The 26,494-nt window shown below is 65.2% G+C and carries 29 protein-coding genes; 19 read left to right on the top strand and 10 right to left on the bottom strand.

Translation table 11 applies throughout. From position 1 onward, the window contains the following. Nucleotides 1–36: 36 nt before the first annotated feature. Nucleotides 37–243 carry a cold-shock protein gene (locus AC1DKD_RS00820; RefSeq protein WP_017229665.1) on the top strand — a complete coding sequence of 69 codons (207 nt, stop codon included), beginning with the start codon at nucleotides 37–39 and terminating at the stop codon, nucleotides 241–243. Between the two features lie 244 nt (nucleotides 244–487). Here the strand turns inward: AC1DKD_RS00820 and AC1DKD_RS00815 are convergent, their stop codons facing one another. The 3 genes from AC1DKD_RS00815 to icd form a co-directional block, all read right to left on the bottom strand. After that, complete coding sequence (locus AC1DKD_RS00815) at nucleotides 488–979, bottom strand: SRPBCC family protein (protein WP_441626347.1); 492 nt, start codon at nucleotides 977–979, stop codon at nucleotides 488–490. Continuing rightward, nucleotides 976–1,449 carry an ArsR/SmtB family transcription factor gene (locus AC1DKD_RS00810; protein ID WP_441626400.1) on the bottom strand — a complete coding sequence of 158 codons (474 nt, stop codon included), beginning with the start codon at nucleotides 1,447–1,449 and terminating at the stop codon, nucleotides 976–978. The genes AC1DKD_RS00815 and AC1DKD_RS00810 overlap by 4 nt, the downstream gene beginning before the upstream one ends. Before the next feature lie 354 nt (nucleotides 1,450–1,803). Then, entirely contained in the window at nucleotides 1,804–3,054 is a 1,251-nt protein-coding gene (gene icd, locus AC1DKD_RS00805) for an NADP-dependent isocitrate dehydrogenase (RefSeq protein WP_477102529.1), read from the bottom strand. Between the two features lie 337 nt (nucleotides 3,055–3,391). On the opposite strand from icd, the gene AC1DKD_RS00800 reads away from it, so the two are divergent. From AC1DKD_RS00800 to AC1DKD_RS00790, 3 genes are all read left to right on the top strand, one after another. Next, nucleotides 3,392–4,069 carry a pseudouridine synthase gene (locus AC1DKD_RS00800; RefSeq protein ID WP_441626398.1) on the top strand — a complete coding sequence of 226 codons (678 nt, stop codon included), beginning with the start codon at nucleotides 3,392–3,394 and terminating at the stop codon, nucleotides 4,067–4,069. Nucleotides 4,070–4,174: 105 nt separating this feature from the next. Next, a complete protein-coding gene (locus tag AC1DKD_RS00795) occupies nucleotides 4,175–4,405 on the top strand; it encodes a hypothetical protein (protein WP_035867390.1) in 231 nt (76 codons plus the stop codon). 213 nt (nucleotides 4,406–4,618) lie between these two features. Next, nucleotides 4,619–5,068 carry a DUF192 domain-containing protein gene (locus tag AC1DKD_RS00790; protein ID WP_276291158.1) on the top strand — a complete coding sequence of 150 codons (450 nt, stop codon included), beginning with the start codon at nucleotides 4,619–4,621 and terminating at the stop codon, nucleotides 5,066–5,068. Nucleotides 5,069–5,113: 45 nt separating this feature from the next. Here the strand turns inward: AC1DKD_RS00790 and AC1DKD_RS00785 are convergent, their stop codons facing one another. Continuing rightward, on the bottom strand, nucleotides 5,114–5,599 hold the full coding sequence (locus AC1DKD_RS00785) for a YajQ family cyclic di-GMP-binding protein (protein ID WP_035867396.1): 486 nt from the start codon (nucleotides 5,597–5,599) through the stop codon (nucleotides 5,114–5,116). 169 nt (nucleotides 5,600–5,768) lie between these two features. On the opposite strand from AC1DKD_RS00785, the gene murB reads away from it, so the two are divergent. Further along, nucleotides 5,769–6,785, top strand: coding sequence for a UDP-N-acetylmuramate dehydrogenase (gene murB / locus AC1DKD_RS00780; protein WP_441626343.1), 1,017 nt, complete (start codon nucleotides 5,769–5,771; stop codon nucleotides 6,783–6,785). A 19-nt stretch (nucleotides 6,786–6,804) separates the two neighbouring features. On the opposite strand, the gene ppnP is transcribed toward murB, so the two are convergent. The 3 genes from ppnP to argF all read right to left on the bottom strand — a co-directional run bounded on the left by ppnP (nucleotide 6,805) and on the right by argF (nucleotide 9,618). Then, nucleotides 6,805–7,116, bottom strand: a complete 312-nt coding sequence (gene ppnP, locus AC1DKD_RS00775) for a pyrimidine/purine nucleoside phosphorylase (RefSeq protein WP_045237620.1) — start codon at nucleotides 7,114–7,116, stop codon at nucleotides 6,805–6,807. Between the two features lie 152 nt (nucleotides 7,117–7,268). Then, nucleotides 7,269–8,498, bottom strand: coding sequence for an argininosuccinate synthase (locus AC1DKD_RS00770; RefSeq protein WP_477142827.1), 1,230 nt, complete (start codon nucleotides 8,496–8,498; stop codon nucleotides 7,269–7,271). A 196-nt stretch (nucleotides 8,499–8,694) separates the two neighbouring features. Further along, a complete protein-coding gene (argF, locus tag AC1DKD_RS00765) occupies nucleotides 8,695–9,618 on the bottom strand; it encodes an ornithine carbamoyltransferase (RefSeq protein ID WP_035867400.1) in 924 nt (307 codons plus the stop codon). A gap of 397 nt (nucleotides 9,619–10,015) precedes the next feature. Between argF and AC1DKD_RS00760 the strand changes: the two genes are divergently transcribed. After that, on the top strand, nucleotides 10,016–10,315 hold the full coding sequence (locus AC1DKD_RS00760; RefSeq protein ID WP_035867403.1) for a DUF3579 domain-containing protein: 300 nt from the start codon (nucleotides 10,016–10,018) through the stop codon (nucleotides 10,313–10,315). Between the two features lie 259 nt (nucleotides 10,316–10,574). Here AC1DKD_RS00760 and rpsT read toward each other — a convergent pair whose 3' ends face one another. Further along, a complete protein-coding gene (rpsT, locus tag AC1DKD_RS00755) occupies nucleotides 10,575–10,841 on the bottom strand; it encodes a 30S ribosomal protein S20 (protein ID WP_477142826.1) in 267 nt (88 codons plus the stop codon). 370 nt (nucleotides 10,842–11,211) lie between these two features. On the opposite strand from rpsT, the gene murJ reads away from it, so the two are divergent. Further along, nucleotides 11,212–12,765 carry a murein biosynthesis integral membrane protein MurJ gene (murJ, locus tag AC1DKD_RS00750; RefSeq protein WP_045237619.1) on the top strand — a complete coding sequence of 518 codons (1,554 nt, stop codon included), beginning with the start codon at nucleotides 11,212–11,214 and terminating at the stop codon, nucleotides 12,763–12,765. A gap of 225 nt (nucleotides 12,766–12,990) precedes the next feature. Further along, nucleotides 12,991–13,839 carry a SirB1 family protein gene (locus AC1DKD_RS00745; RefSeq protein ID WP_035867410.1) on the top strand — a complete coding sequence of 283 codons (849 nt, stop codon included), beginning with the start codon at nucleotides 12,991–12,993 and terminating at the stop codon, nucleotides 13,837–13,839. 37 nt (nucleotides 13,840–13,876) lie between these two features. On the opposite strand, the gene AC1DKD_RS00740 is transcribed toward AC1DKD_RS00745, so the two are convergent. Further along, on the bottom strand, nucleotides 13,877–14,518 hold the full coding sequence (locus AC1DKD_RS00740; protein WP_082094843.1) for a VTT domain-containing protein: 642 nt from the start codon (nucleotides 14,516–14,518) through the stop codon (nucleotides 13,877–13,879). Nucleotides 14,519–14,658: 140 nt separating this feature from the next. Here AC1DKD_RS00740 and mutL point away from each other — a divergent pair, with 140 nt between their 5' ends. The 3 genes from mutL (at nucleotide 14,659) to AC1DKD_RS00725 (ending at nucleotide 18,271) form a co-directional block, all read left to right on the top strand. After that, complete coding sequence (gene mutL, locus AC1DKD_RS00735; RefSeq protein ID WP_477142825.1) at nucleotides 14,659–16,674, top strand: DNA mismatch repair endonuclease MutL; 2,016 nt, start codon at nucleotides 14,659–14,661, stop codon at nucleotides 16,672–16,674. Nucleotides 16,675–16,725: 51 nt separating this feature from the next. Then, entirely contained in the window at nucleotides 16,726–17,706 is a 981-nt protein-coding gene (gene miaA, locus AC1DKD_RS00730) for a tRNA (adenosine(37)-N6)-dimethylallyltransferase MiaA (protein WP_441626335.1), read from the top strand. 61 nt (nucleotides 17,707–17,767) lie between these two features. Then, the gene (locus AC1DKD_RS00725) at nucleotides 17,768–18,271 is read left to right on the top strand and encodes a GNAT family N-acetyltransferase (protein ID WP_441626333.1); all 504 of its coding nucleotides are present in this window, start codon (nucleotides 17,768–17,770) and stop codon (nucleotides 18,269–18,271) included. Between the two features lie 76 nt (nucleotides 18,272–18,347). Here the strand turns inward: AC1DKD_RS00725 and purM are convergent, their stop codons facing one another. Next, nucleotides 18,348–19,400 (bottom strand): phosphoribosylformylglycinamidine cyclo-ligase, encoded by a 1,053-nt coding sequence (gene purM, locus AC1DKD_RS00720; RefSeq protein WP_035867420.1) that lies wholly within the window; start codon nucleotides 19,398–19,400, stop codon nucleotides 18,348–18,350. A gap of 278 nt (nucleotides 19,401–19,678) precedes the next feature. On the opposite strand from purM, the gene hda reads away from it, so the two are divergent. The 8 genes from hda (at nucleotide 19,679) to AC1DKD_RS00680 (ending at nucleotide 26,485) form a co-directional block, all read left to right on the top strand. After that, a complete protein-coding gene (hda, locus tag AC1DKD_RS00715) occupies nucleotides 19,679–20,386 on the top strand; it encodes a DnaA regulatory inactivator Hda (RefSeq protein ID WP_035867422.1) in 708 nt (235 codons plus the stop codon). Nucleotides 20,387–20,501: 115 nt separating this feature from the next. Continuing rightward, the gene (locus AC1DKD_RS00710; protein ID WP_441626329.1) at nucleotides 20,502–21,176 is read left to right on the top strand and encodes a histidinol-phosphatase; all 675 of its coding nucleotides are present in this window, start codon (nucleotides 20,502–20,504) and stop codon (nucleotides 21,174–21,176) included. 1 nt (nucleotide 21,177) lies between these two features. Then, nucleotides 21,178–22,773, top strand: a complete 1,596-nt coding sequence (gene pcnB, locus AC1DKD_RS00705; protein ID WP_441626327.1) for a polynucleotide adenylyltransferase PcnB — start codon at nucleotides 21,178–21,180, stop codon at nucleotides 22,771–22,773. Next, complete coding sequence (gene folK / locus AC1DKD_RS00700; protein WP_035867429.1) at nucleotides 22,773–23,291, top strand: 2-amino-4-hydroxy-6-hydroxymethyldihydropteridine diphosphokinase; 519 nt, start codon at nucleotides 22,773–22,775, stop codon at nucleotides 23,289–23,291. Before pcnB ends, folK begins: the two co-directional genes overlap by 1 nt. A 76-nt stretch (nucleotides 23,292–23,367) precedes the next feature. Continuing rightward, nucleotides 23,368–24,009, top strand: a complete 642-nt coding sequence (locus tag AC1DKD_RS00695) for a deoxynucleoside kinase (RefSeq protein ID WP_035867433.1) — start codon at nucleotides 23,368–23,370, stop codon at nucleotides 24,007–24,009. Between the two features lie 211 nt (nucleotides 24,010–24,220). Beyond that, nucleotides 24,221–25,042, top strand: coding sequence for a 3-methyl-2-oxobutanoate hydroxymethyltransferase (gene panB, locus AC1DKD_RS00690; protein ID WP_441626325.1), 822 nt, complete (start codon nucleotides 24,221–24,223; stop codon nucleotides 25,040–25,042). 16 nt (nucleotides 25,043–25,058) lie between these two features. Continuing rightward, nucleotides 25,059–25,757 carry an ABC transporter permease gene (locus AC1DKD_RS00685; protein WP_441626323.1) on the top strand — a complete coding sequence of 233 codons (699 nt, stop codon included), beginning with the start codon at nucleotides 25,059–25,061 and terminating at the stop codon, nucleotides 25,755–25,757. Further along, nucleotides 25,754–26,485 carry an ATP-binding cassette domain-containing protein gene (locus tag AC1DKD_RS00680; RefSeq protein ID WP_441626321.1) on the top strand — a complete coding sequence of 244 codons (732 nt, stop codon included), beginning with the start codon at nucleotides 25,754–25,756 and terminating at the stop codon, nucleotides 26,483–26,485. Before AC1DKD_RS00685 ends, AC1DKD_RS00680 begins: the two co-directional genes overlap by 4 nt. Nucleotides 26,486–26,494 lie beyond the last annotated feature (9 nt).

The following is a 26,494-nucleotide window of genomic DNA, read 5'->3' as shown; positions in this document are numbered from 1 at the left end:
CCCGCTCGTATCGTGCTTTTTTTGTTGGGGGAGTTTATGGCAAGCGGTATCGTCAAATGGTTCAATGACGCCAAGGGCTTTGGGTTCATCAAGCCGGACGAYGGCGAAGAAGAGCTGTTTGCGCACTTTTCGGCCATCCAGATGAGTGGCTTCAAGACCCTGAAAGAGGGTCAGCGCGTGTCCTTCGAAATCATCCAGGGTCCCAAGGGCAAACAAGCCACCAATATCCAGGACGGCGCCTGAGGGCAAGGTGCGCGACCGCACCAGCCGACAGAGCTTGAGGCGGTCACGACAGGATGCGGGGGAATCATCCCCGGAACGGGATCGGCCTGCCGCCCCCCGGACATCGCCTGGCCTCCATAGCCGGCGCGCCGTGTCCAGACCAGCAAGCTGAACAGCAGCACGTAGCGCATCCGACAAAAAGCCCGGTCAGGTCAATGCCGGGCTTTTTGTTTGCCAATTGGCTGGCATCGGCTACTGTCCGTCCTCATGGCATGGGCGCAGCATCCGCGCTCGCCGCCTGCCCCCGGTAGGCTGCCAGCAACGCCTGCCACCACTCGCCATTCCGTTGCAGAAATACGCCTTCCGGGAAGCCGTGGCGCGCCACATGCCCTTGCGGCACGCTATCCCAGCCGCGATGTTCGACGGTGACCCTGGTCTGATCGCCCACCGCGGTGAAACTGACCTCGACCTGGGTGGCCTGGTCCGGCCCGAAGTTCGCCTGCCGCCAGCCAAAGGCCAGCCGCACGCCGGGCTCCCAGGCCGTAACGGTGCCAATCGCGAATACCGATCCATCGCGGCATGTCTCGACCAGCCGGCCGCCCTCGCCCGGTTCGAACGACAGCACGCCGGGCCTGCCTGGCCCGACCTGGAACAGCATATTGGGGCGCCACCACAGTGCGATATCACGGGTGAACACCTCGAAAGCGCGCCGCGGCGTAGCCGTCACCCGCAAGGAAACCTGCACGCACGCGCTCATTCTCCGGCCTCCAGATGGGCCTTGAAGGCCGTGAGTTGCTCCGCCCAGAGCTGCTCTGTCTGCTCCAGCCAGGCCTTGAGTTCACTCATCGGCCCTGCCCGCAGGGCATAGATGCGCACACGGGCATCGAAGCCCGATGGCGACTGATGGGATTCTTCGATCAGCGCGCCCCCCTTGAGCACCCGCAGATGCCGGCTCATCGCCTGCGGGCTGAGGCCGGTGGCCCGCGCAATCTCGCCGGCGCGCATTGGCCGCTCGCGCAACAAATCCACTACCTGGCGCCGGCTGGGATCGGCCAGCGCCGCCAGGGTGCGGTCAAGCGAAGCAACGAAACTTCCTGCAGCTGCGAGTCGAACCGGGGATGGCGCGCACGCAGCGTACAGAAGTCGAGGCGAATCGAATGGTGTGCGTGGCAGTGTCCGGTGCGCAGACCTCCGCGACAGCGCCGGGACTATTCTCCCGCGAGACACACGCAACGGCGCGCATTGACTCGGCGGAATACCGGATGAAATTGGTCGACGTGAGCGCGGCAAGTACCGCTTTCATCCGCGCCAGGCCGGATGCCATCGCAAACGCGGGCCGTGCGCTAGGTAGTCCCAAACCAGAGCAGGAACCACCTGATTTGTGCGCAAAACAGCACCAAAATCAATCGGACATTTCTGCACGTGCTGTGAGCATTTTCATTATGTGCCCCATTCGTACTTTTCCCATGTCGATCAGGGTCCGCTTGCCGCGCAGTACGTCCTGATTCGGGATGAAAAAAACCCCGGCGACCTTTGAGTCGCCGGGGTTTTCGGTTCAGGCTGAGACGGCCTGATCTGCGCTTACATATTGTCGATCATCACCTGCCCAAAGCCCGAGCACGACACCTGCGTCGCACCCTCGAGCAGGCGGGCGAAGTCATACGTGACCCTCTTCGACAGGATGGACTTCTCCATCGACGAGATGATCAGGTCGGCGGCTTCGGTCCAGCCCATGTGGCGCAGCATCATTTCGGCGGAGAGGATTTCGGAACCCGGGTTCACGTAGTCCTTGCCGGCGTACTTCGGCGCGGTGCCATGGGTGGCTTCGAACATGGCCACGGAATCGGACAGGTTGGCGCCCGGGGCAATGCCGATGCCGCCAACCTGCGCCGCCAGCGCGTCGGAGATGTAGTCGCCGTTCAGGTTCAGCGTCGCGATGACCGAGTACTCCGCCGGGCGCAGCAGGATCTGCTGCAGGAASGCGTCGGCGATSGCGTCCTTGATCACGATTTCCTTGCCGGTCTTCGGATTCTTGAACTTGCACCACGGGCCACCGTCGATCAGTTCGGCACCGAATTCCTGCTGGGCCAGCTCGTAGGCCCAGTCACGGAAGCCACCTTCGGTGAACTTCATGATGTTGCCCTTGTGCACGATGGTCACCGACGGCTTGTCGTTGTCGATCGCATACTGGATGGCCTTGCGCACCAGGCGCTTCGTGCCTTGCTTGGAAACCGGCTTGACGCCGATGCCCGAGGTGTCCGGGAAACGGATCTTCTTCACGCCCATTTCGTTCTGCAGGAAGGCGATCAGCTTCTTGGCCTGGTCGCTTTCCGCTTCCCACTCGATGCCGGCGTAGATGTCTTCCGAATTCTCGCGGAAGATCACCATGTCGATTTTTTGCGGCTCGCGCACCGGCGAGGGCACGCCCTTGAAGTAAGCCACCGGGCGCAGGCAGACGTACAGGTCGAGTTGCTGGCGCAGTGCGACGTTGAGCGAACGGATGCCGCCACCGACCGGCGTGGTCAGCGGGCCCTTGATCGACACCACGTATTCCTTCAGGACCTCAAGGGTTTCGTCAGGCAGCCACACATCGGGGCCATATACCTTGGTCGACTTCTCGCCAGCATAGATCTCCATCCAGGAGATCTTGCGCTTGCCGGCGTAGGCCTTGGCCACGGCAGCGTCGACCACCTTGATCATCACCGGGGTGATATCCAGTCCCGTACCGTCGCCTTCGATGAAAGGGATGATTGGATTGTCCGGAACATTCAGCGAAAAATCCTGGTTGACCGTGATCTTCTCGCCGGCCGGCACCTTGATGTGTTGATACATGACGTCTCCAGTACGGAACGGGGGTTCGTAACGTRCCGCCCAGGTTCGTGACCGGACGGYGAGATGTGAGTGGCGCGCGGGCATTTTAGCGGGGTTCGATGCGGTTACGATGCCGCACCGCAACACGCGCCGCCTGCCCAGCCAAGCGTCAGAGGCAATTCAGTCTTATATAAGACACAAGACCGTTTTGTATTATGCAGCAAAATTTCATGATCCGCTATCCTGCCGGAACCCGCGCCGCCACGCGGGCTGCGGCATACTGGCGCCCGTGATGCCCTGGGGCCCGGCCATCGGCACGGCCCTGGCGTTGCCTACCCCGACTCGCTTCCCGCCCCTGATGACGCTGATTGCCCTGAACAAACCCTTCGGCACCATGAGCCAGTTCTCCGCGCACCCTACGCGCCCTACGCTCGCCGACTGCGTGCAACGCCCCGGCGTGTATCCGGCGGGACGGCTCGATGCCGACAGCGAAGGCTTGCTGCTGCTGACCGACGACGGCGCCCTGCAGGCGCGCATTGCCGACCCGCACCACAAGCTGCCGAAGACCTATCTGGCGCAGGTGGAAAACAGACCGGACGAAGCCGCGCTCGCGCGCCTGCGCGGCGGAGTCGATCTCGGCGACTTCCGCACGCTGCCGGCGCGAGCACAGTGCATCGATGAACCCGGCTTCCTCTGGCCGCGCAATCCTCCGGTGCGGTTTCGCGCAGCCATTCCAACCCAATGGCTGGAAATCGAAATCCGCGAGGGTAAAAACCGCCAGGTACGGCGCATGACGGCGGCTGTGGGCTTCCCCACCTTGCGCCTGTTGCGCGTACAGATCGGCGCGCTAGATCTGCGCACGCTCGGACTCGCGCCTGGGCAATGGTGCGAGATCGATCCGGCGATGCTCGGCATCGAGGCTGTCACGGCGCCGCGTGCCAACGCACCGGTGCGCCGCGCGCGCGCGGGTGGGGCAGCGAATCCGCAAGGCCCGCAGCGCCATCCACGCCCCCGCTCAAGAAGTTACAAAAATTAACAGTTCGTGAGTCAACGGCTCACCGGTCCGTTTCGTTTTTGACACTGACGCGTCGTATAACGAGTCAACTCTTCCGAATCGATTTCACCTTCCGAGGTAGATAGCATGAACAAACTGATCGCTGCTCTGGTTGCCGGCCTGTTCGCCACCGGCGCTTTCGCCCAAGCCGCCGCTCCGGCACCGGCAGCTCCGGCTGCTGCAGCGCCCGCCGCTGAAGCCCCGGCTGCAAAGCCCGCGACGAAGAGCACCAAGAAGTCCACCAAGAAGCACGCTCACAACAAGACCAAGGCTGCCCCGGCTGCCCCGGCTGCCAAGGCCGACGCTGCAACGAAGTAAAGATTTGCAGGCAGGCCGGGCATTGCGCCCGGCTAGCAAGGCAGGCTGCCCGCAAGGCGCCTGCTTTTTTTTTGCCTGCGATGGCCAGGCGCCAAAAGCGCGCGCCCGTCACCGTAGCCTGCAGCAACAAATGCGAACTATCCGATGGCGCCGCTCGCCCGATAGCTGCGCTATGCTGGCGGGTCCCGAACCGTCCAAATCGCCGTTCCTTCCATGCGCCCTGTCATCAAAAACCTGCTCGCCGGCGGCTGCGCCCTTGCCGCCCTGACGTCCGCCTCTGCCCAGTCGCCGGCTAGTTTGCCGGTCCGGCAACTCAGCGCGGGCATGTACGCCATCAAGGCGGAAATCGCCGCTACGCCGGAAGCCCGGGAACGCGGCCTGATGTATCGCAAAACCATGCCCGCCAACGAGGGCATGCTGTTCGTCTTCGATGAGAAGGCCGGACATTGCTTCTGGATGAAAAATACCGACCTGCCGCTGTCGATCGCCTTCCTGGCCGAYGACGGCTCCATCGTCAATATCGAGGACATGGCGCCCCAGACCGAGGACAACCACTGCCCGCGCGCAGCGGTGCGCTACGCGCTGGAGATGAACAAGGGATGGTTCGCGCAGAAGGGCCTGAAGGCCGGCGCGAAGATCGGCGGCCTGCCGCAGCCCAGATGATGGCCAAGCGCGGCAGCACGGCTGCCGCGCCAATTTGCGACAAGGTCAGTCGCGGAAGTTATTGAAGTCCAGCGGGGCTTCCGGAACATCCTTGCGCAGCAGCGCGATCACGCTCTGCAGATCGTCGCGCTTGGTACCGGTAACGCGCACCGCGTCGCCCTGGATGCTGGCCTGTACCTTGATCTTGCTGTCCTTGATCATCTTGACGATTTTCTTGGACAGGTCACCGGTGACGCCCTTCTTGATGGTGATGACCTGCTTGACCTTGTCGCCACCGATGCGCTCGGTCTTGCCGTAGTCCAGGAAGCGCACGTCGACATTGCGCTTGGCCATCTTGCTGATCAGCACGTCCTTGACCTGGCCGAGCTTGAAATCGTCATCGGCGAAAGCCGTGAGTTCGTTCTCCTTGTGCTCGACCCGCGAATCCGAACCCTTGAAGTCAAAGCGGTTCGTGATTTCCTTGTTGGCCTGCTCGACCGCGTTCTTCACCTCGATCATGTTCGCTTCGCACACTACGTCAAACGACGGCATTGCATTCTCCTTGTCTTGCTGCGTGTTGCTGTGTATTGCCACTTGCCCGCGGCAGTCCCGCAGGCTTTGTCCTGGGCGCGCGCCGGCTGGCGGCGGCGCTTACGTATAATCCAGCCTACCCTGCAGTCCGGTGCCGTCGACCACGGCGGCCGCCTCACCTTTCCCTTGCATGGCTGATTTCCACGAATTTTATCCCCTGCGCCGCCACAATTCATTCGGATTCGACGTACGCGCGCGCTTTGCGGCGCACGTGCGCAGCGAAAGCGACCTGCTGTGCGCGCTGGCCGATCCGCGCGCGCATGGCCTGCCCCTGGTTGTGCTTGGCGGCGGCAGCAATGTGGTCCTGACGCGGGACATCGACGCGCTGGTGCTGTTGATGGAAATCCCCGGCTACGCGGTGGCCGCCGGCGACGATGCCCACCTGGTGACGGCCGGCGCCGGCGAGAACTGGCATGCACTGGTCTGCCGCACCATTGCCGACGGCCTGCCAGGGCTCGAAAACCTGGCCCTGATTCCCGGCACCGCAGGCGCAGCGCCGATCCAGAATATTGGCGCCTACGGCGTTGAACTGCGCGAGCGCTTCGACAGCCTGCGCGCCTTCGACCGGCACAGCGGCGAATTCGTCCGCCTGACGCTGGAGCAATGCGAGTTTGCTTACCGGGACAGCCTGTTCAAGCGCGAGGGGCGTGACCGCTACATCATTACGGCTGTCACCCTGCGCCTGCCGCTGCCCTGGCAGCCGGTGCTGGGCTATGCGGAACTGGCGCGCGAACTGGCACAAGAGTCAGCCGCGGTGCCCACGGCGGATCGCATCCGCGAAGCGGTGATCGCGATCCGCACGCGCAAGCTGCCCGACCCTGCCCAAATCGGCAATGCAGGCAGCTTCTTCAAGAATCCCGTGGTTGCCCCCGGCCAGCGCGACGCGCTGCTGGCGCAGTACCCCAACCTGGTCAGCCATGTCCAACCCGATGGCAGCTACAAGCTGGCGGCCGGCTGGCTGATTGACCAGTGTGGATTCAAGGGGGTGAGCGACGGCCCGGTGGGCGTCTACGGCAAGCAAGCCCTGGTGCTGGTGCACCACGGCGGCGGCACGGGGCAGGACCTGCTGGCGCTGGCGCGTCGCATCGCCGATGCCGTGCAGGCCCGCTTCGGCGTGCGCATTGAGCCCGAGCCGGTGGTGCTTTAAGCCGCCCGGGCCATCGTACTCAGGCGAAGTGGCAGACGTAGTCCAGCGTTTCGGTCACTTCGATATCAAAGCTGCTGTCGCCGGGCACATTGAACTGCTGGCCGGCGCCATAGGTATTCCACTGATCTTCGCCAGCCAGCTTCACGCGGCACACGCCGGCATTGATTTCCATGATTTCCGGAGCGCCGGTGCTGAAGGTCAGCGCGGCGGGGAAGATGACGCCCAGCGTCTTGCGGGTGCCATCCGGGAACAGCACCGTGTGGCTGACGCACTTGCCGTCGAAGTACAGGTTGGCTTTCTTGACGACGGATACGTTGTCGAACTGGCTCACGCTATTTCTCCTTGATGCTTGGTTCTTGATGACTGGAATCTGGAATGTTCAATGGCGAGGCGGCGCAAAAAAGGGGCCATGACGGCCCCTCTTCTGCTGAGTGCTGACTGCCAGGGCCACGGTCCGAATTGGGCCGGGGCCTGAAGCCCGCCTTACTCGCCGCGCTGGCGGCGTGCGTTCTCGGCGATGCGCATGCGCAGCGCGTTCAGCTTGATGAAGCCGCCGGCGTCGGCCTGGTTGTAGGCGCCGCCATCATCGTCGAAGGTCGCGATGGTCTTGTCGAACAGCGTGTCCTTGGAGTCGCGCGCGACCACGATCACGTTGCCCTTGTACAGCTTGACGCGCACCCAACCGTTGACCTTGGCCTGCGTGTGGTCGATCAGCACCTGCAGCGCGCGGCGCTCCGGGCTCCACCAGTAGCCGTTGTAAATCAGGCTGGCGTAGCGCGGCATCAGGTCGTCCTTCAGGTGAGCCACTTCGCGGTCGAGCGTGATCGACTCGATGGCGCGGTGGGCCTTCAGGATGATGGTGCCGCCGGGGGTTTCATAGCAGCCACGGCTCTTCATGCCGACGTAGCGGTTTTCCACCAGGTCCAGGCGGCCGATGCCGTGCTTGCCGCCCAGGCGGTTCAGCTCGGTGAGCACTTCGGCCGGGGTCATGCGCTTGCCATTCAGGCCGACGATGTCGCCGCCCTCGAATTCGACGTCCAGGTACTCGGCCGCGTCCGGTGCGTTCTCGGGCGACACGGTCCAGCGCCACATGTCTTCCTCGGCCTCGGCCTTGGGGTCTTCCAGGTGGCGGCCTTCGAAGGAGATGTGCAGCAGGTTGGCGTCCATCGAGTACGGGGCGCCGCCCTTCTTGTGCTTCATGTCGATTTCGATGCCGGCCTTTTCAGCGTAGGCCAGCAGCTTTTCGCGGGACAGCAGGTMCCACTCGCGCCACGGCGCGATGACCTTCACGCCCGGCTCCAGACCGTAGTAGCCCAGTTCGAAGCGAACCTGGTCATTGCCCTTGCCGGTGGCGCCATGCGACACGGCGTCGGCGCCGGTGCTGCGCAGGATCTCGATCTGGCGCTTGGCGATCAGCGGACGCGCGATCGAGGTGCCCAGCAGGTACTCGCCTTCATAGACGGCGTTGGCGCGGAACATCGGGAAGACGAAATCGCGCACGAATTCTTCGCGCAGGTCGTCGATAAAGATGTTCTCCGGCTTGATGCCGAACTTGAGCGCCTTCTGGCGGGCAGGTTCGAGTTCCTCGCCCTGGCCGATGTCGGCGGTAAAGGTGACCACCTCGCATTGATAGGTGTCTTGCAGCCACTTCAGGATCACCGAAGTGTCCAGCCCGCCGGAGTAGGCGAGCACGACTTTCTTGATATCGCTCATGTTCGACTCGATGCGCAAAGTAAGCGTGGCCGGCGCTGACGCCGGACACGCGAAAAAGAATGCGGAAAAACCGCTATTTTGACACGTCCGCTCCGGCTTGGGCGGCACTTGCCGCCTTCATCCAGCGCTCAGCCAGCCTTCTGGCACCGGGTTGGCGTGCCGCATGTGCGCCAAACTTGGCGCGGTACGCTCAGGATCAGTAGCGCCCGCAGAGCAGGAATTCCATCAGGGCCTTCTGCACGTGCAGGCGGTTCTCGGCCTCTTCCCACACCACGCTCTTCGGGCCGTCGATGACAGCCGCCTCGACTTCCTCGCCGCGATGCGCCGGCAGGCAGTGCATGAAGAGCGCGTCGGGGTTGGCGCGATCCATCATGGCGGTGGTCACCATCCAGTTCTGGAAGGCGCGCTTGCGCGCGTCGTTCTCGGCTTCGTAGCCCATGCTGGTCCACACATCGGTGGTGACCAGGTCCGCGCCCTGGCAGGCGGTCAGCGGATCGTCGAACACCTTGACCAGGTGCGCGGCCGACGCCGGCACCATGGCCGGGTCGAGCTGGTAGCCGGGAGGCGCCGAGAAGTGGAAAGTAAAGCCGAGGCGCTCGGCCGCCTGGATCCAGGTGTAGGCCATATTGTTGGCGTCGCCGATCCAGGCCACCGTCTTGCCGCGGATGCTGCCGCGCTGCTCGATATAGGTGAAGACGTCGGCCAGCACCTGGCAGGGATGGTATTCATTGGTCAGCCCGTTGATCACCGGCACCCGCGAATGCGCGGCGAAACGCTCGATGATGTCCTGGCCGAAGGTGCGGATCATGATGATGTCGACCATGCGCGAGATCACCTGCGCCGCGTCTTCGATCGGCTCGCCGCGCCCGAGTTGCGAGTCGCGGGTATTGAGGAAGACGGCATGGCCACCCAGCTGGTGGATGCCGGCCTCGAACGACAAGCGCGTACGAGTCGAGTTTTTCTCGAAGATCATGGACAGCGTGCGGTCGTGCAGCGGATGCCATGTCTCGTAGTTCTTGAACTTGGTCTTCAGAATCCGTGCGCGGTCCAGCAGGTACTCGTACTCATCGGGAGTCAGGTCGCTGAACTGGAGGTAATGCTTGATCGAAGTTGGGCTCATAAAACAAAGAAGGCGGCTCGGTGGTGGCTTGGCCGCCATGAAGGGTTCATGACCTGACCGTGCCGCGGAGCCGCCTTTCGCGTCGCTTACGCAATTTAACTGTAAGAATCATAAGGGATTATTGTGGCTTTGGCGAGCGTGGGCCGCGTGCCGCACGGCACGGAGGCTTATGCGCGAGTCTTATATAAGATATAATACTGGCTGATTCACGCGGGGCCCGGCATATCCATGCCACCGCCCGCTGCCGGCATCAAAAGTGCCCCCGCCGACACCGACGCCCCGCCGCCATGGCCTGGAATGAAACGAACCAATTGTTTCCTGGCCGCGTCAAACGGGCTCCCGTTTGGTCAGTCTGGCGGGTTTACCGTCGAGTCAACCGTACTATCCCCGCAGTCCAATGAATCCCACAGTTCGCGAATATTTCATCCAAGGCATCACCAAGGAAGGCAAGACCTTCCGTCCAAGCGACTGGGCTGAACGGCTGTGCGGCGTGATGGCGCAATTCCGTCCCGAAGGCGACACCGGCGATCCCCGCATCACCTATTCGCCTTACGTGCGGCCCATGATCGCGGGCGGCGTGAAAAGCGTGGTGGTCGATGCGCGACTGCGTGACATCGAGCCCAAGGCGCTCGACTTCGTCCTCAACTTCGCCCGCGACAACAACCTGCAACTGGTCGAAGCCTGCTCACTGGAGTAAGCCCGCACCGCCGCATGCCGCGGCTGCACCGCGGCCCTCCCGCACCGGCAGCACCGGTAACGCGCGGGCCAAAGCAGAAGACAAAAAAAGCTCGTCAGATGACGAGCTTTTTTTCGGGTAAGTCATCGCTAGACGACGCACCCCACCAACGGACTACCGGGCCAAGCCCCCGACAGCCACCGAAGCGACGCGGTAAGGCAAAATGCCCGGCATGCCGCCGGAAGGCGCCTGGCACTTGGCCCGGCGCCGGCAACTGCTATCAGGCAGCCATCGACTTGATGGCRGMCGACAGGCGCGACTTGTGACGTGCAGCCTTGTTCTTGTGCACGATCTTCTTGTCGGCGATAGCGTCGATGATCGATTGCGAGTTCTTGAAGATCTCGGCAGCAGCAGCCTTGTCGCCGGCTTCGATAGCCTTGCGGACAGCCTTGACAGCGGTACGCAGACGCGAACGCAGGCTGGAGTTGTGGGCGTTCTGGGCGACGGCCTGGCGCGCGCGCTTGCGAGCTTGTGCGGAATTTGCCATTTAAGTAGATTTCCTGAATTCAGATGCGTGCCCAACGGAAGGACGGAGCAAACCGCGGACACAATTAAGTGCACATCAAGCGACCCGGGATGCACTGGCACACGAATCCGGAACGCAACTAGCCTTGTGAATCGGCAATTATACACACAAGAAAAAGCGGCTGGCAAGCCGAGCCACGACCCATGTGAGACGGGGTGACGCAAAGGCCAATATACGGGCACCAGCGAGGCCGAACCGTATAATACGCGCCACACCGGCCCCGCCCTGCGTGGCCTCGATGCAACTTTGGGACGTGCCCGACGTCTGAACCCGGTTCGCACCGGCGGTCCGATCCAAGCTGCCGCCGCCTCCCCTTTGCCGCCGACCGATCTTGAACCTGCTCAAAGCGCTCGCCACCATCAGCAGCCTGACGATGCTGTCGCGCATCACCGGCCTTATCCGCGAGATCCTGATCGCCCGTGCCTTTGGCGCTTCGGACATGACCGACGCCTTCAACGTGGCGTTCCGCATTCCCAACCTGCTGCGCCGCATCTTCGGCGAGGGCGCATTCTCGCAAGCCTTCGTGCCGATCCTGGGTGAATACCATAGCAAGCGCGGCGAGGCCGAGACCCGTGCGCTGATCGATTCGGTTGCCACGGTCATGACCTGGGTCCTGATGGGCGTCTCGCTACTCGGCGTGATCGGCGCCCCGCTCGTGATGATGGTGGTCGCCACGGGCTTCCGCCAGCATGGCGGCGAAACCTACGACGCCGCGGTCTTCATGACCCGCGTGATGTTTCCCTACATCGGCCTGATCTCGCTGGTGGCGCTGGCCTCCGGCATCCTCAATACCTGGCGCCGCTTCGCCATGCCCGCCTTCACGCCGGTGCTGCTCAATCTCTGCCTGATCGTAGCCGCGCTGTTCGTCGGCCCGCATATGGCGCAGCCGATCTACGCGCAGGCCTGGGGGGTGCTGGTGGGCGGCATCCTGCAACTGGCGGTGCAGATTCCGGCGCTCCGGCGGCTGGGCGTGATGCCGCGCCTGCGCTTCAACCTGCGCGCGGCCTGGGCCGAACCAGGCGTGCGCCGCGTCATGCGGCAGATGGCACCGGCGCTTCTGGCGGTCTCGGTGGCTCAGATCAGCCTGATCATCAATACCAACATTGCCTCCCGCCTGGCCGCCGGCAGCGTGTCCTACCTGACCTACGCCGACCGCCTGATGGAATTCCCGACGGCGCTGCTGGGCGTGGCGCTGGGCACCATCCTGCTGCCGAGCCTGTCGAAAGCCAGCGCCGAGGACAACCGGGCCGAATATTCCGGCCTGCTCGACTGGGGCCTGCGCCTGACGTTCCTGCTGGCCGTGCCGTGCGCGGTCGGACTGTTCGTCTTTGGCGCGCCGCTGACCGCGGTGCTGTTCAACTATGGCAAGTTCGACGCCCATGCGGTGGAGATGACCCGGCAGGCGCTGGTTTCCTACGGCACCGGCCTGCTCGGCCTGATCCTGATCAAGATCCTGGCGCCGGGCTTCTATGCCCGCCAGGACATCCGCACCCCGGTCAAGATCGCCTTGCTGGTGCTTGTGATCACGCAGTTGTCCAACTACGTCTTCGTGCCGCGCTTCGGCCACGCCGGCCTGGCGCTATCGATCAGCTTCGGCGCCACTGTCAACGCCCTGCTGCTGTTCCTGGGACTACGCAAGCGCGGCTTCTACAAGCCGGCCAAGGGCTGGTGGCTGTTCCTTGCCCAGTTGCTGACCGCCGTGACGCTGCTGGCCGGCATGCTGCTCTGGTTCGCCCGCAACTTCGACTGGGTCGGCCTGGGCGCCACGCCGTTGCTGCGCATCGCGCTGCTGGCCTCGTGCCTGGTACTTGCGGCGGTCGTCTACTTCGGTACACTGTGGCTCATGGGGCTGAGATACTCCGCTTTCAAGCGGAGAGCCGGCTAAGAGGCCCCCGCCTGCCAATCCAGCCAGTCGCGCCAGCGCGGCGCAAGGGCTGCGGCAGCGCGCGGTGCAGGGTCAAGGCAACTGAGGTTGTGTCAGAATGAGACGAAGCGGTTCTGCCCAGCAGGCAGGCGGACGCGGACGATGCCAATGCACCGTCCGGGAACGCCAGCCATGCCGCCAGTTTCGATCTCGAACAGCCGCCAGGCCGCATTCAGGAAAGCCGCAATGACAACCACGAAAGTCCTGGAATACTTTGCCAGTCTCGTGGCGGACGAGGACGGTATCCCGCTTACCGAGACGGTGCTCTCGATCGCCCAGGACGCCTACCCGGACCTGGACCTGCAAGCCGAACTGGCCATGCTCGACATGCTCGCGGTTCGCCTGAAGCGACGGATCGCCGAAGGCACGCCGGCCATCCAGCGCATGCGCCTGCTCAACCATTTCTTCTACCGCGACCTGGGCTTCGGCGCCAACGCGAACGACTATTACGATCCCGACAACTCCTACCTGAACGTCGTGCTCAAGCAGCGGCGCGGCATCCCGATCTCGCTGGCGGTGCTCTATATGGAGTTGGGCCAGCATATCGGCCTGCCGCTCAAGGGCGTGTCCTTCCCCAACCATTTCCTGGTGCGGATGTCGATTCCCGCCGGCGAGGTGGTGGTGGACCCGCTCACCGGCGAGACGCTGTCGAAGGAGCAGTTGCAGGAGATGCTCGACCCGCACCTGGAGCGCGAGGGCATCGCCGATCCCAACGAGGTGCCGCTGGGCCTGTTCCTGCAGGTGGCGAGCCACCGTGAGATCGTGGCGCGCGTGCTGCGCAATCTCAAGTCGATCTATCTGCAGGAATCGCGCTGGCAGCGCTTGCTGGCGGTACAGAACCGCCTGGTGATCTTGTTGCCAGGCTCGATCGAGGAAGTGCGGGACCGCGGCCTGGCCTATGCCAACCTGGAGTGCTTCCGGCCGGCGCTGGCCGACCTGGAAGCCTACGTGATGGCGCGCCCGGATGCGGCCGATACCACCCAGATCCGCGACCGCATGCCAGCGTTGCGCATGATGAGCCGCAGCGTGAACTGAAGCCCGGGCAGGGGCAGGCCCCGGCCTGCCCCGTCGCTCAGGAAGGACGGCGCTTGCCGCCGCGCACGAGCTTCCACAACCCGCCCAGCACCAGCGGCACGACCGCCGCGCCGATGCCAGCCAGCACAATCAGGTTCAGGTATTGCTTGATGAACGGCAGGTTGCCGAAGAAATAACCGGCAAACACCAGGCCCAGGACCCAGGCCATCGCACCAATCACGTTGAACATCTGGAACTTGGCGAACGTCATCTGCGACACGCCGGCGACGAACGGCGCAAAAGTACGCACGATCGGCAGGAAACGGGCCATGACCAGCGTCTTGCCACCGTGGCGCTCGTAGAAATCGTGGGTTTTGCGCAGTGCCTGCTGGTCCAGGAAGCGCCAATGGCCGTCGAACACCTTCGGGCCGACCCAGCTTCCCACCAGGTAGTTGACCGTATTGCCGCCAATCGCCGCCACCAGCAGCAGGCCGACCAGCACCCACTCATTCATGGCATGCGTGGCGCAAAAGGCGCCGGCGATGAAGAGCAGTGAATCGCCCGGCAGGAAAGGCAACACCACCAGGCCTGTCTCCGCAAAGACAATGGCAAAGAGGATGGCATAGACCCACGCACCGTAGTTCTCGATGACGGTGCCGAGGTATTTGTCGACATGCAGCAACATGTCTAGAAACTGCAATACGATATCCAATTCGATCCCCATTCTGAATTCAGCCGACATCATACAAGACCGGACCGACTCCAAAGTCACCTGATCCGACGCCAATGTGCTTGTCCCGCGCGCGCGGGCCTGCAGCGCGCCCACGTATAATTCCGCCCATGCCTGCCCAAGACCCGCGCCCCGCCCAGCCACCCCGTCCTATCCGCCCCCTGCCCGACCAGTTGATCAGCCAGATCGCGGCCGGCGAGGTGGTGGAACGCCCCGCCTCGGTGGTCAAGGAACTGCTCGAGAACGCGCTGGACGCCGGCGCCACCCAGCTCAATATCCGGCTGGAAGAAGGCGGTGTGCGGCGCATCGTGATCGCGGACAACGGCTGTGGCATCCCTGCCGCCGAACTGCCGGTCGCGCTGATGCGCCACGCCACCAGCAAGATCGCCTCGCTGGACGAACTGGAATCGGTGCTCACGCTGGGCTTTCGCGGCGAGGCGCTGGCCTCGATCGCTTCGGTTTCCGAATTGACCCTGACCAGCCGCACCGCCAGCGATTCGCATGCGACACAGGTGATCGCCGACACCGGCGAAGTGCAGCCCGCGTCCGGCGGCGTGGGCACCACCGTCGACGTGCAGCACCTTTACTTCAACACGCCAGCGCGCCGAAAGTTCCTTAAATCGGAACAAACCGAGTTCGGCCATTGCCTGGAGATGGTGCGGCGCGCGGCGCTGGCACGGCCGGACGTGGCCATCTCGGTCCATCACAATGGCAAGCCGATGGAGCACTGGAATGCCGGCGATGTCGCCACGCGCACGGGCCAGGTGCTCGGCGCCGACTTCGCCAACGCCCGCCTGCCCCTGGATGAGGAAGCCGGCAACCTGCACCTGTACGGATTTGCCGGGCTGCCCACCGCCTCGCGCGGGCGTCCCGACCAGCAGTTCTTCTTCGTCAACGGCCGCTACGTCCGCGACAAGCTGCTCACCCACGCCGTGCGCAGCGCCTACCAGGACGTGCTGCACGGCGATCGCTTCCCGTCCTACGTGCTGTGCATGGACCTGCCGCCCGAGATGGTGGATGTCAACGTGCACCCGTCCAAGATCGAAGTGCGTTTCCGTGAATCGCGCGCGGTGCACCAGTTCGTCTACCACGCCGTGCAGCGCTGCCTGGCGCGCCAGGCGGGCGAACAGGGCGACAGCCTGCATACCGCGTCCGATGTGGACGATACTCCCGCGGGGGAACGCCTTGGCGGCCCCGGCGGTTTCCCGGGCGCACGCGGCATTGGCGGTGGTTCCGGAGCTTCCGGCGGCTTCGGTGGATCAGGCAGGAGCGGCGGCATGGGTGGCGGTGGCGCCAGCCCGCGCCCGTGGGTGGACTACACGGCCACCGCGCGCCAGACCGAACTCGGCGTTGCCCAGCCCCGCCAGGCCTACCTCGGCATGGTCCGCGATGCGATCCAGCCGGGCAACGGATTTTCGCGCGCCTCCGCCGGCCCTRCCAGCACGCCCCCGGCCTGGATGGCCGATGCGCAGGCCGCCCGCGAGAACGACCCRCCTGGCCTGCTCGAGCAGCTTCCACGGCAGGAATTCACCGAGGACGATGCCAGCCCGCTGGGCTATGCCATCGCGCAGCTGCACGGCATTTATGTACTGGCGCAGAACGCGCGCGGCCTGGTGCTGGTGGATATGCACGCCGCCCACGAGCGCATCCTGTACGAGCAGATCAAGACCGCTCTGGAAACGCGTGAGCTGGCGGTGCAGTCGCTGCTGATCCCGGTCACGCTGACGGCCAGCGCGGTGGAGATCGGCACTGCCGAGGAGCACCAGGAAACCCTCACCCTGCTCGGCTTCGACATCGCTCAGGTCTCGCCCACCACGCTGGCGATTCGCGCCATCCCGTCCCTGCTCAAGCAGGCCGACACTGAAGCCCTGGCGCGCGACGTGCTGCGCGACCTGCACGCCTTCGGCGGCTCGCGCGTACTGGTCGAACGCCAGAACGAACTGCTCGCGACCCTGGCCTGCCACAGCGCGGTGCGCGCCAACCGCAAGCTCACGCTGGAAGAGATGAACGCGCTGCTGCGCCAGATGGAACAGACCGAGCGCGCCGACCAGTGCAACCATGGACGGCCCACCTGGGTGCAGTTGTCGGTGGCCGAACTCGACCGCCTGTTCCTGCGCGGCCAATAGACTGCCGTGCCACAGCCCGCCGCCAGTTCCGCCACCCCGGTTCCCTCCGCCTTGAACGCCGCACCAGCTCCCGCAAGCCTCGGCGCAGACCACCCGCCCGTGGTCTGCCTGCTCGGCCCTACCGCCTCCGGCAAGACCGCCGCCGCGCTGGCGCTGGCGGCGCAAGCCCCGATCGAGATCATCAGCCTGGACTCGGCGCTGGTCTACCGCGAGATGGACATCGGCACCGCCAAGCCCTCGCCGGCCGAGCTCGCCGCGGTGCCGCACCACCTGATCGACATCATCGACCCGGCCGACAGCTACTCCGCCGCCCAGTTCGTCACCGATGCCGAGCGGCTGATCGGCGAGATCCGCGCGCGCGGCAGCGAGCCGCTGATTGTCGGGGGGACCATGCTGTACTACAAGGCCCTGACCCAGGGCCTGAACGACCTGCCGCAAGCCGACCCGGCGCTGCGCGCGGAACTCGACGCGCTGGCCGCCGAGCGCGGCTGGCCGCTGCTGCACGCCATGCTGGCCGAAGTCGACCCGGTGACCGCGGCACGGCTGGCGCCCAACGATGCCCAGCGCATCCAGCGCGCGCTGGAGATCCACCGGCTGTCCGGACAACCAATGTCGGCGCTGCTGGCACGGCAAGCCGGCGAACGCACCTTTGCCGGCGCCGCCGACCGCCGCTATCGCGTGATCGCGCTGGAGCCTTCCGACCGCGCGGTACTGCACGCGCGCATCGCCACCCGCTACGATGCCATGCTGGCCGGCGGCTTTATCGACGAAGTGGAACGGCTGCGCGCGCGCGGCGACCTGCAGCCGACGCTGCCATCCATCCGCTGCGTAGGCTACCGCCAGGTGTGGGAGTACCTGGATGGCGAGACCGACTTCGCCACCATGCGCGAACGCGGCCTGGCGGCTACCCGCCAGCTCTGCAAGCGCCAGCTCACCTGGCTGCGCAGCACGCCCGAGCGCGAAGTGGTGGACTGCCTGGCGACGGATTACGTCACGCAAGTGGCACGACTGGCAAGGATTGGGCAGGCATAGGCCAGATGTGACGAATAGGCGATAATCGCGTTTTATTACCTGCCGATGCGTCAAACCCGCCATGCCCACCTCCGATTTCGTACTACGCCCCGCCACGCCTGACGACTGCGAAAGCTTGCTCGCGCTGATCACGGGACTGGCCGAATACGAGAAACTCACCCACCTGATCGAAGCCACGCCGGAAAAACTGCGCGAAGCCCTGTTCGGCGCGCGCCCGCATGCCGAGGCCGTGCTGGTGGAGGTGCCGGGCGCGCAAGGCGCGAAGGCGGTGGGCTTTGCCTTGTTCTTCCACAACTTCTCGACCTTCCTGGCCAAGCCCGGGCTGTATCTGGAAGACCTTTATGTCGACCCGGCCTGGCGTGGCCACGGGCTGGGCAAGATGTTGCTCAAGCATCTTGCGGCGCTGGCGGTGGAACGCGGCTGCGGCCGCTTCGAATGGAGCGTGCTGGACTGGAACACGCCGTCGATCGAGTTTTACCGCGCGATGGGCGCGGACGTGATGCCGGACTGGCGGATTTGCCGGGTTACAGGGGAGGCGCTGACGAAGCTGGGCGCGGCCGGGTAGGGCCGCCACTGCGCCCCGCGCAAACGAAAACGGCACATGCCCAAGCATGTGCCGTTTTGCGTTGGAAGCAGACCGCTCAGACGACGATGGTCTGCGCCTGGCCTTCTTCGCGCTCGCGGATCTCGCCGATCTGCCACACGGTTTCACCAGCCGCCTGCAGATGACGGATGGCGCGGTCGGCGTCTTCCTTGGCAACGATCACCACCATGCCGATGCCGCAATTGAACACGCGGTGCATTTCGTCGTCGGCCACGTTGCCTTGCGCCTGCAGCCACTGGAACAGCGGCGGCAAGGTCCAGGCGTCGCGCTGCAGCACGGCGGTCACGCCCTGCGCCAGCACGCGCGGCACGTTTTCGGTCAGGCCGCCGCCGGTGATGTGAGCCATGCCCTTGACCGGCAGCGTCTCGATCAGCGACAGCAGCGGCTTCACGTAGATGCGGGTGGGGGCCATGATGGCGTCCTGCAGGCGCTGGCCGTGGAAGTCGGCGTTCAGGTCCGGCTTGGCCACTTCGATGATCTTGCGCACCAGCGAGTAGCCGTTGGAGTGCGCGCCCGACGAAGCCAGGCCCAGCACCACGTCGCCCGGCACGATGGTGCTGCCGTCGATGATGCGGCTCTTTTCCACCGCGCCGACTGCAAAGCCGGCCAGGTCGTATTCGCCGTCGGGGTACATGCTCGGCATCTCGGCGGTCTCGCCGCCGATCAACGCGCAGCCGGACAGCTCGCAGCCCTGGGCGATGCCCTGGATCACGGTAGCGGCGGTATCCACGTCCAGCTTGCCGCAGGCGAAGTAGTCGAGGAAGAACAGCGGTTCGGCACCCTGCACCAGGATGTCGTTGACGCTCATGGCCACCAGATCCTGGCCCACGGTGTCGTGGCGGTTAAGCTGGAAGGCCAGCTTGAGCTTGGTGCCGACGCCGTCGGTGCCGGACACCAGCACCGGCTCCTTGTACTTCTTGGACAGTTCGAAGAGCGCGCCGAAGCCCCCGATGCCGGCCATCACGCCCTCGCGCATGGTGCGCTTGGCGAACGGCTTGATGCGGTCGACGAGCGCGTCGCCCGCGTCGATATCGACGCCGGCATCGCGGTAGGAAAGGCCTGCCTGGCCGGAAGTGGGGGATGCGCTCATGGGAACCTGCTTTTCCTGGAGTATGAAGTGAGTAATGCGGCGCTCACGACGGCGATTTGCGGCCGCGAGTCCAGTAGAATCGCAATTTTAACGGATACAGGCTTCCGGCTTCCAGTTTCCGGTGTCCCGCGTCATGAAGTGTTGCCCCCAGCCCTTACCGATGAAGACAATTTTGGCAGCCTCCCGCCGTCCCGCCAGCGCCATCCAGATGGTCAGCGCCGGACTGCCGCGACGCGTTTACCCGATAGCTGACCTTTACCCCAAGTAACCGATAAGCCATGTTTCCCCGCCCCAAGCAGCTTTCGCTTGAACTTGGCAGTCCGCCGCCGTCGACCTTCGAGAATTTTTTCGTGGCCGCCAACCGCGAGCCCGTGCAACGCCTGCACGATCTCGCCGCCGCGGTGGCCCAGGAGCGCGCCGCCGACCGCCTGATCTACCTGTGGGGCGAGGTGGGCTCGGGCCGCACCCATTTGCTGCACGCGGTCTGCGACAGCGGCTACCAGGCCGGCATCAGCTGCCGCTACCTGAGCCCGCATCATGCCTTGTCGGATTTCATCTTCGACCCGAGCTGCCAGCTCTACACCGTGGACGATGTGGAGCTGCTCGACGAAGCGCGCCAGATCGCCGTATTCTCGCTCTACAACGAGGTCCGGGCCCACGTGCGCACCGCCATCGTGGTGGCCGGCAGCCAGGCACCGCTGGCCATGCCGGTGCGCGAGGACCTGCGCACCCGGCTGGGCTGGGGCCTGGTCTACCAGCTCGCGCCGCTGTCGGACGAAGACAAGATGACGGCGCTGGTGCAGGCTGCGCGCGAACGCGGCCTGCAGCTTTCGCCGGAAATCCCGCACTGGCTGGTCACGCGCAAATACCGCGACATGCCCAGCCTGATGGCGCTGCTGGACGCGCTGGACACCTATTCGCTGGAGCGCAAGCGCGCCGTCACCCTGCCCTTGCTGCGGGAAATGTTTGCCGAGTTGCGGGAGTGAGCGCGGGCTGCCGGCACGGCGCGCACGGCACTTGGCATGTCCCGTGCTTGTATTCGTTGCCAGCCGGTCACGTTAAAGAAACGGCCACAGTCACGTTAATGTAAAATCGCCGCCCATGAATCTGGCATTGTTCGACCTCGACCACACCTTGCTCCCGACCGACAGCGACCACGAATGGGGCCGCTTCCTCGTGCGCCTGGGCGCTGTCGACGAGGAATCCTACCGCCGCAGGAACGATGAGTTCTACGGCCACTACAAGGCTGGCACCCTGGATATCCAGGCTTTCCTGCGTTTCGCGCTGGCGCCGCTGGCGGCCAACCCGCGCGACCGGCTCGAAGCGTGGCGGGGTCAGTTCATGCGGGAAGTGATCGATCCGGTGATGACGCCGCAGGCGCGGGCGCTGGTCTACAAGCATCTCGACGCCGGCGACCTGTGCGCGGTAGTCACCGCCACCAACAGCTTCGTCACCGCCCCGATCGCGGCGGCCTTTGGCATCAAGCACCTGGTCGCCACCGAGCCGGCCACCGCCAACGGCAAGCCCGACGGCGCCTTCACCGGCGAAGTCGCAGGCATTCCATGCTTCCGCGAGGGCAAGATCGCCCGCGTCGAAACCTGGCTCAAGAGCATGGGCACCCAATGGGATGCCTTCGAAAACACCACCTTCTACAGCGATTCGGCCAACGACCTGCCGCTACTGGAAAAGGTCAGCGAACCGATCGCCGCCAACCCGGACGATCGCCTGCGTCACCACGCCGCCGCGGCCGGCTGGCGCATCATGGATCTGTTCTGACGTGATCAAGAAGCTAATCAACCGGCTGCTCGGCAAGCCGGGCACCCAGCAGCGCCCCACCAAACGCCGCGGCGGACGCGCCCATACGCCGAATATCGTTGCGCATGCCGAGCACCAGATCGACCAGTCGCTGATCTCGCGCAACGCCATCAAAGTCACCTCCACGCTGCAGCAGGCGGGCTACCAGGCCTTTATCGTCGGCGGCGCGGTGCGCGACCTGTTGCTGGGCATCAAGCCCAAGGACTTCGACGTCGCCACCAACGCCACGCCCGACCAGGTGCAGGCGCTGTTCCGCCGCTCGCGCATCATTGGCCGGCGCTTCCAGATCGTGCACGTGACCTTCTACGGCGGGCGCGATCAGGAGATCATCGAGGTCTCCACCTTCCGCGCGCTGGTCGACGCGGTTGCCAGCGAGACCCTGCCCGAAGGGCGCCGTCTCAAGCGCGCGGAGCTCGACAGCAAGACCCACGCGATCGACGCCTCCGGACGCGTGCTGCGCGACAACGTATGGGGCTCGCAGGCGGAAGACGCGGAACGCCGCGACTTCACCATCAATGCGATGTACTACGATCCGGCCGAGCAGACGGTGTATGACTACCACCACGGCATGGAAGACATCCGCGCGCGCACGCTGCGCATGATCGGCGACCCGGTCACGCGCTACCGCGAAGATCCCATCCGCATGCTGCGCGTAGTGCGTTTCGCCGCCAAGACCGGTTTCACCATCGACGAGGAAACCCGCCAGCCGATCGCCGACCTCGCCTCGCTGATCCATAACGTGCCCAGCGCGCGCCTGTTCGACGAGATGCTCAAGCTGCTGATGTCCGGCCACGCATGGGCCTCGCTGCAGGAGTTGCGCAAGGCCGGCCTGCACCGCGGCCTGCTGCCGCTGCTGGACGTCGCGCTGGAGCAGCCGATGGGCCAGCGCTTCGTGCAGCTGGCGCTGGACAACACCGACCAGCGCGTGCAGGTCGGCAAGCCGGTGTCGCCGGGCTTCCTGTTCGCCGCGCTGCTGTGGCACCACGTGCTGCAGCGCTGGACCACGCTGCGCGAGGAAGGCGAGCACGCCATCGCCGCGCTCAATATCGCGATGGACGATGTGCTGGAGCGCCAGACCGGCCAGCTCGCCATCCAGCGCCGCTTTGTCACCGACATGCGGGACATCTGGGGCATGCAGCCGCGCTTCGAGAAGCGCGTGGGCCGCATGCCGTTCCGCCTGATCGAATCGCCGCGCTTCCGCGCCGGGTTCGACTTCCTCTACCTGCGCTGCCAGTCCGGCGAGCAGCCGGCCGAGCTGGCGCAGTGGTGGCAGGATTTCCAGGACGCCGATAGCCATGGCCGCGAGGACCTGATCGATGCCGTGCGCCCGGTGCGCGGTGGCGGCAGGCAAGGCGGCGGCGGCAGCGGCGGCGCCGAGGGCGGCGAGCCGGCCGACGATGGCGAAGGCGGCGCTCCGGCGCGCAAGAAGCGCCGCAGGCGCAGTCCGCGGAAATCGGATACAGTTTCTTCGCGGAGTGATTTGGACGCGAGCCCGGATTCCGGCTCCACTGCAGACCGGAAAGCCGGCAAGGTACGCGTCCAGCCGGAGGAATCGTAATGACACTTGCCTTTATCGGCATCGGAGCCAACCTGGGCGACGCCCGGCAAGCCCTGAAAGATGCCATCGTATGCCTGGCCCAGCAGGTCGGCATCACGGTGATGGCGAGATCATCGCTCTATCGCACGGCTCCGGTCGATGCGACGGGCGGCGACTATTACAACGCGGTGGTCAAGGTGGAAACCTCGTTCACCGCTGCGCAGCTGCTGCGTATCTGCCACCACATCGAGGACCAGTTCGGGCGCGAACGGCCATTCCGCAACGCGCCGCGCACCCTCGACCTGGACCTGCTGGTGTTCGGCGACGAGATCCACCAGGATGAAAAGCTCGTGGTGCCGCATCCGCGCGTGGCCGAGCGCGCCTTCACGCTGGTGCCCCTGCTCGAACTGGATGCCGGCCTGGTCATCCCGGGACTTGGCCCCGCGGCGGATTACCTGGCTGCGGTCAGCGGGCAGCGTGTCGAGAAAGTCTCGTTCTGCCAATGCACGCGGCAGCGGGATGCGCGCGACGCTTCCTGATGCCATGACCGGCCCAGGCCAGCCGGCCCCGCTTCATCCGCCCTCTTAGCCTGGCATCAGCCGACCGGACCCGCCCATGCTCGAACACCTGCGCCGCATTGTGGTGGAAGGCCCCATCGGGGCCGGCAAGACCGCGCTCGCGCAACGCCTGGCGCAAACCCTGCGTACCGGCGAGCTGCTCGACGCGGCACGCGAAAACCCCTTCCTCGAACGCTATTACCGCGAGCCAGCGCGTTACGCGCTGCCGCTGCAGCTTTCGCTGATGAACCAGCGCGCGCAGCAGCTCCAAACCTGGCAGGCGGCATTGCTGGCGGGACAGCGCATGGTGGCGGATTTCCTGTACACCAGGAGCCGTCTCTACGCCGGGCTGACCTTGCCCGAGGACGAACTGGCGCTGTACGACGCCCTTGCCGCGCGCCTGCCAGCCCAGGGCCAGCGCGTGGACCTGGTCATCGTGCTGCAGGCCTCGCCTGCCCTGCTGCGCGAGCGGATCGCGCGCCGCAACGCGCCCGGCGAGTCCAGCATCGACGAAGCCTATCTGGAGCGCCTGTCCGACGCCTACGGCGAGCTGTTCCATCGCTACGACGAGGCGCCGGTAATGATCGTCGACACGGCCCACTTCAGCCCGGTAGACAACGACGCCGATTTCCGTACACTACTGTCGCGCATCGAAAACATGCGCGGCCGCAAGGCCTTTCTCAATCTCGCTGCGCCCTGACAGGTTCCCGCCTGCCAGCCTTAACCATAACGACAACAGTCGCTGCCGCGAAGCCAGCGCCCGTCCAGATCGGGCCGCGTACCTCGCTGCGAAGCAAACTGAAGGGGGCAAAAGCCTTGCCGCAAGGATGCAGATGCGCTGATGCACTGAGCTTGGATGCACTGCGGCATTGCGGCCGGCCCGACTCCCGTCTCTCTACCGGCCCAACGTCATGAGTTACCTCCTCGACCCCTCCCGCAAGACCGTCACCATCCCCAGGCTGCAGGCCATGCGCGCCGCCGGCGAAAAAATCGCCATGCTGACCGCGTACGACTCCAGCTTCGCCGCGCTGCTCGACTACTGCGGGGTCGAGGTGCTGCTGGTCGGCGACTCCCTCGGCAATGTCATGCAAGGCCAGCAGACCACGCTGCCCGTGACGCTGGAGCACGTGGTCTATCACACCGAATGCGTGGCGCGCGGCAACCAGAGCGCCCTGCTGGTGGCGGACCTGCCGTTCGGCACCTACCCCACCCCGGAAGCCACCTACGCCAGCGCCGTGGCGCTGATGCGGGCCGGCGCGCACATGGTCAAGCTGGAGGGCGGCGACTGGCTCGCGCCCACTGTCAAATTCCTGGTCGAGCGCAGCATCCCGGTGTGCGCCCACATCGGCCTGACGCCACAATCGGTGCACGCGCTGGGCGGCTTCAAGGTACAAGGCAAGACCGACGAGAGCGCCGCGCAACTCAAGCGCGATGCGCTCGCGCTACAGGCAGCGGGCGCCCAGCTGATCGTGATGGAAGCGGTGCCGGCAGCGGTGGCTGGCGTAGTCACCGGCTTGCTGACCATCCCGACCATCGGCATCGGCGCCGGCGCGGATTGCTCGGGCCAGGTGCTGGTACTGCAGGACATGATCAACGTCTACCCAGGCCGCAAAGCCAAGTTCGTACGCAACTTCATGGATGGCGCCAGCTCGATCGAGGCTGCGGTACGCGCCTATGTGGCGGCCGTGAAGGACGGCAGCTTCCCCGCCGTCGAGCACACCTTCTCGGCCTGACCGGCCGGCTCCGGACATGGAGATCGGTGCCGCCACAGCTACGGCCTTCCATCTGCTGGCCAGCGGCGACGGCGCCTTGTGGTTCATCGTCTGGACCTCGCTGGTGGTGGCCGTGCTGGGGCTGGCGCTCGCCACCGTGCCCGCCATCGGCGCGGCCTACCTGATCGCCACCCACGATTTTCCCGGCCGCCGGGTAGTCGTGGTGGTGGCGCAGGCCTTCCTTTCCTTCCCGACCGTGCTGGTCGGGCTGATCCTGTATCTGCTGTTCACCCGCCAGGGACCGCTGGGCGATTTTTCATTGTTGTTCACCCGTAGCGGCATGGTCTTCGGGCAGGCGGTGATCGGCTTCCCGGTGGTCCTGGCCTTTGCCCTGTCCACCCTGCAGGGGGCGGACGTTCGCCTGCGTGAAACGGCGTGGGTGCTGGGCGCTGGCCGCTGGCGGACCTTCTTTACGGTGCTGCGCGAGCTGCGCTTTGGCCTGATGGCAGCGCTGGTGGCCGGATTTGGGCGGGTCATTGCCGAAGTCGGCTCCGCGCTGATGATCGGCGGCAATATCGAAGGCGCTACCCGAACCATCACCACCGCCATCGCGCTGGAAACCAGCAAGGGCGAATTTGCCCAGGGCATCGCGCTGGGCATCGTACTGGTGGCGCTGGCACTGCTGGTGAATGTGATGCTGGCGTGGCTGCAAGGCGCGGGAGGATTTCGCCGATGAGCACACTGCCCGCACGCCAGACTCCCGACGGACACGCGCTGCCGCCTGCGCAATTGCCCCCGCTGCTGACCGTGCGCGGCCTGCGGCGGCAGGTCGGCGCACGGTGTCTGTTCGACATCGGTGAACTGGCCTTTCCCCGCGCCGCCGCCGTGGTGCTGACCGGTGTCAACGGCGCCGGCAAGACCACGCTGCTGCGCATGGTGGCGGGGCTGGAGCGCGCGCCCGGTGCCAGGGTGTCCTGGACCGGTGCGGACGGCCAGCCGCACGAGGCGGCGCTCGATCCGCTGCCGGCGGCGCTGCGGCAGCGCATCGCCTATCTCCACCAGCATCCCTACCTGTTTCGCACCTCGGTACGGGAGAATATTGCCTACGGCCTGAAAACCCGCGGCCTGGCCGCCGACGAGATCCGGCGGCGCGTGGGAGCCGCGCTGGGCTGGGCCGGCATCACGCATGTGCAGAACACCGCGCCCGAACGCCTGTCCGGCGGCGAGATACAGCGCGTGGCGCTGGCACGCGCCAAAGTGCTGGAGCCCGACTTGCTGCTGCTGGATGAACCCACCTCCAGCCTGGACGGCCACGCGCGCGAACAGGTGATCGCACTGGTGCGCGAACTGGCCGCCGAGGGCCGCACCGTGGTGATGATCTGCCACGACCGCGACCTGATCAACCTGCCGGGCGTGGTGCGCTGGAAGCTCACCGACGGACGCCTGGATACGCGCCATCGCTGAGCGGCCGGA

This window comes from Cupriavidus sp. 05T313 (genome assembly GCF_056396665.1).
The sequence above is the reverse complement of the archived record's forward strand: the minus strand, read 5'-3'. Positions and strand labels throughout refer to the sequence as shown.

Excerpts from the sequence above, each read along its gene's own strand:
- AC1DKD_RS00800 (WP_441626398.1), top strand. The coding sequence starts at position 3,392 with ATGACGCTGATTGCCCTGAACAAACCCTTCGGCACCATGAGCCAGTTC.
- AC1DKD_RS00785 (WP_035867396.1), bottom strand. The coding sequence starts at position 5,599 with ATGCCGTCGTTTGACGTAGTGTGCGAAGCGAACATGATCGAGGTGAAG.
- AC1DKD_RS00695 (WP_035867433.1), top strand. The coding sequence starts at position 23,368 with ATGCTCGAACACCTGCGCCGCATTGTGGTGGAAGGCCCCATCGGGGCC.
- hda (WP_035867422.1), top strand. The coding sequence starts at position 19,679 with ATGTTTCCCCGCCCCAAGCAGCTTTCGCTTGAACTTGGCAGTCCGCCG.
- argF (WP_035867400.1), bottom strand. The coding sequence starts at position 9,618 with ATGAGCCCAACTTCGATCAAGCATTACCTCCAGTTCAGCGACCTGACT.
- AC1DKD_RS00815 (WP_441626347.1), bottom strand. The coding sequence starts at position 979 with ATGAGCGCGTGCGTGCAGGTTTCCTTGCGGGTGACGGCTACGCCGCGG.
- AC1DKD_RS00760 (WP_035867403.1), top strand. The coding sequence starts at position 10,016 with ATGAATCCCACAGTTCGCGAATATTTCATCCAAGGCATCACCAAGGAA.
- AC1DKD_RS00680 (WP_441626321.1), top strand. The coding sequence starts at position 25,754 with ATGAGCACACTGCCCGCACGCCAGACTCCCGACGGACACGCGCTGCCG.
- AC1DKD_RS00710 (WP_441626329.1), top strand. The coding sequence starts at position 20,502 with ATGAATCTGGCATTGTTCGACCTCGACCACACCTTGCTCCCGACCGAC.
- folK (WP_035867429.1), top strand. The coding sequence starts at position 22,773 with ATGACACTTGCCTTTATCGGCATCGGAGCCAACCTGGGCGACGCCCGG.
- AC1DKD_RS00725 (WP_441626333.1), top strand. The coding sequence starts at position 17,768 with ATGCCCACCTCCGATTTCGTACTACGCCCCGCCACGCCTGACGACTGC.
- AC1DKD_RS00745 (WP_035867410.1), top strand. The coding sequence starts at position 12,991 with ATGACAACCACGAAAGTCCTGGAATACTTTGCCAGTCTCGTGGCGGAC.
- AC1DKD_RS00685 (WP_441626323.1), top strand. The coding sequence starts at position 25,059 with ATGGAGATCGGTGCCGCCACAGCTACGGCCTTCCATCTGCTGGCCAGC.
- purM (WP_035867420.1), bottom strand. The coding sequence starts at position 19,400 with ATGAGCGCATCCCCCACTTCCGGCCAGGCAGGCCTTTCCTACCGCGAT.
- murB (WP_441626343.1), top strand. The coding sequence starts at position 5,769 with ATGGCTGATTTCCACGAATTTTATCCCCTGCGCCGCCACAATTCATTC.
- AC1DKD_RS00795 (WP_035867390.1), top strand. The coding sequence starts at position 4,175 with ATGAACAAACTGATCGCTGCTCTGGTTGCCGGCCTGTTCGCCACCGGC.
- panB (WP_441626325.1), top strand. The coding sequence starts at position 24,221 with ATGAGTTACCTCCTCGACCCCTCCCGCAAGACCGTCACCATCCCCAGG.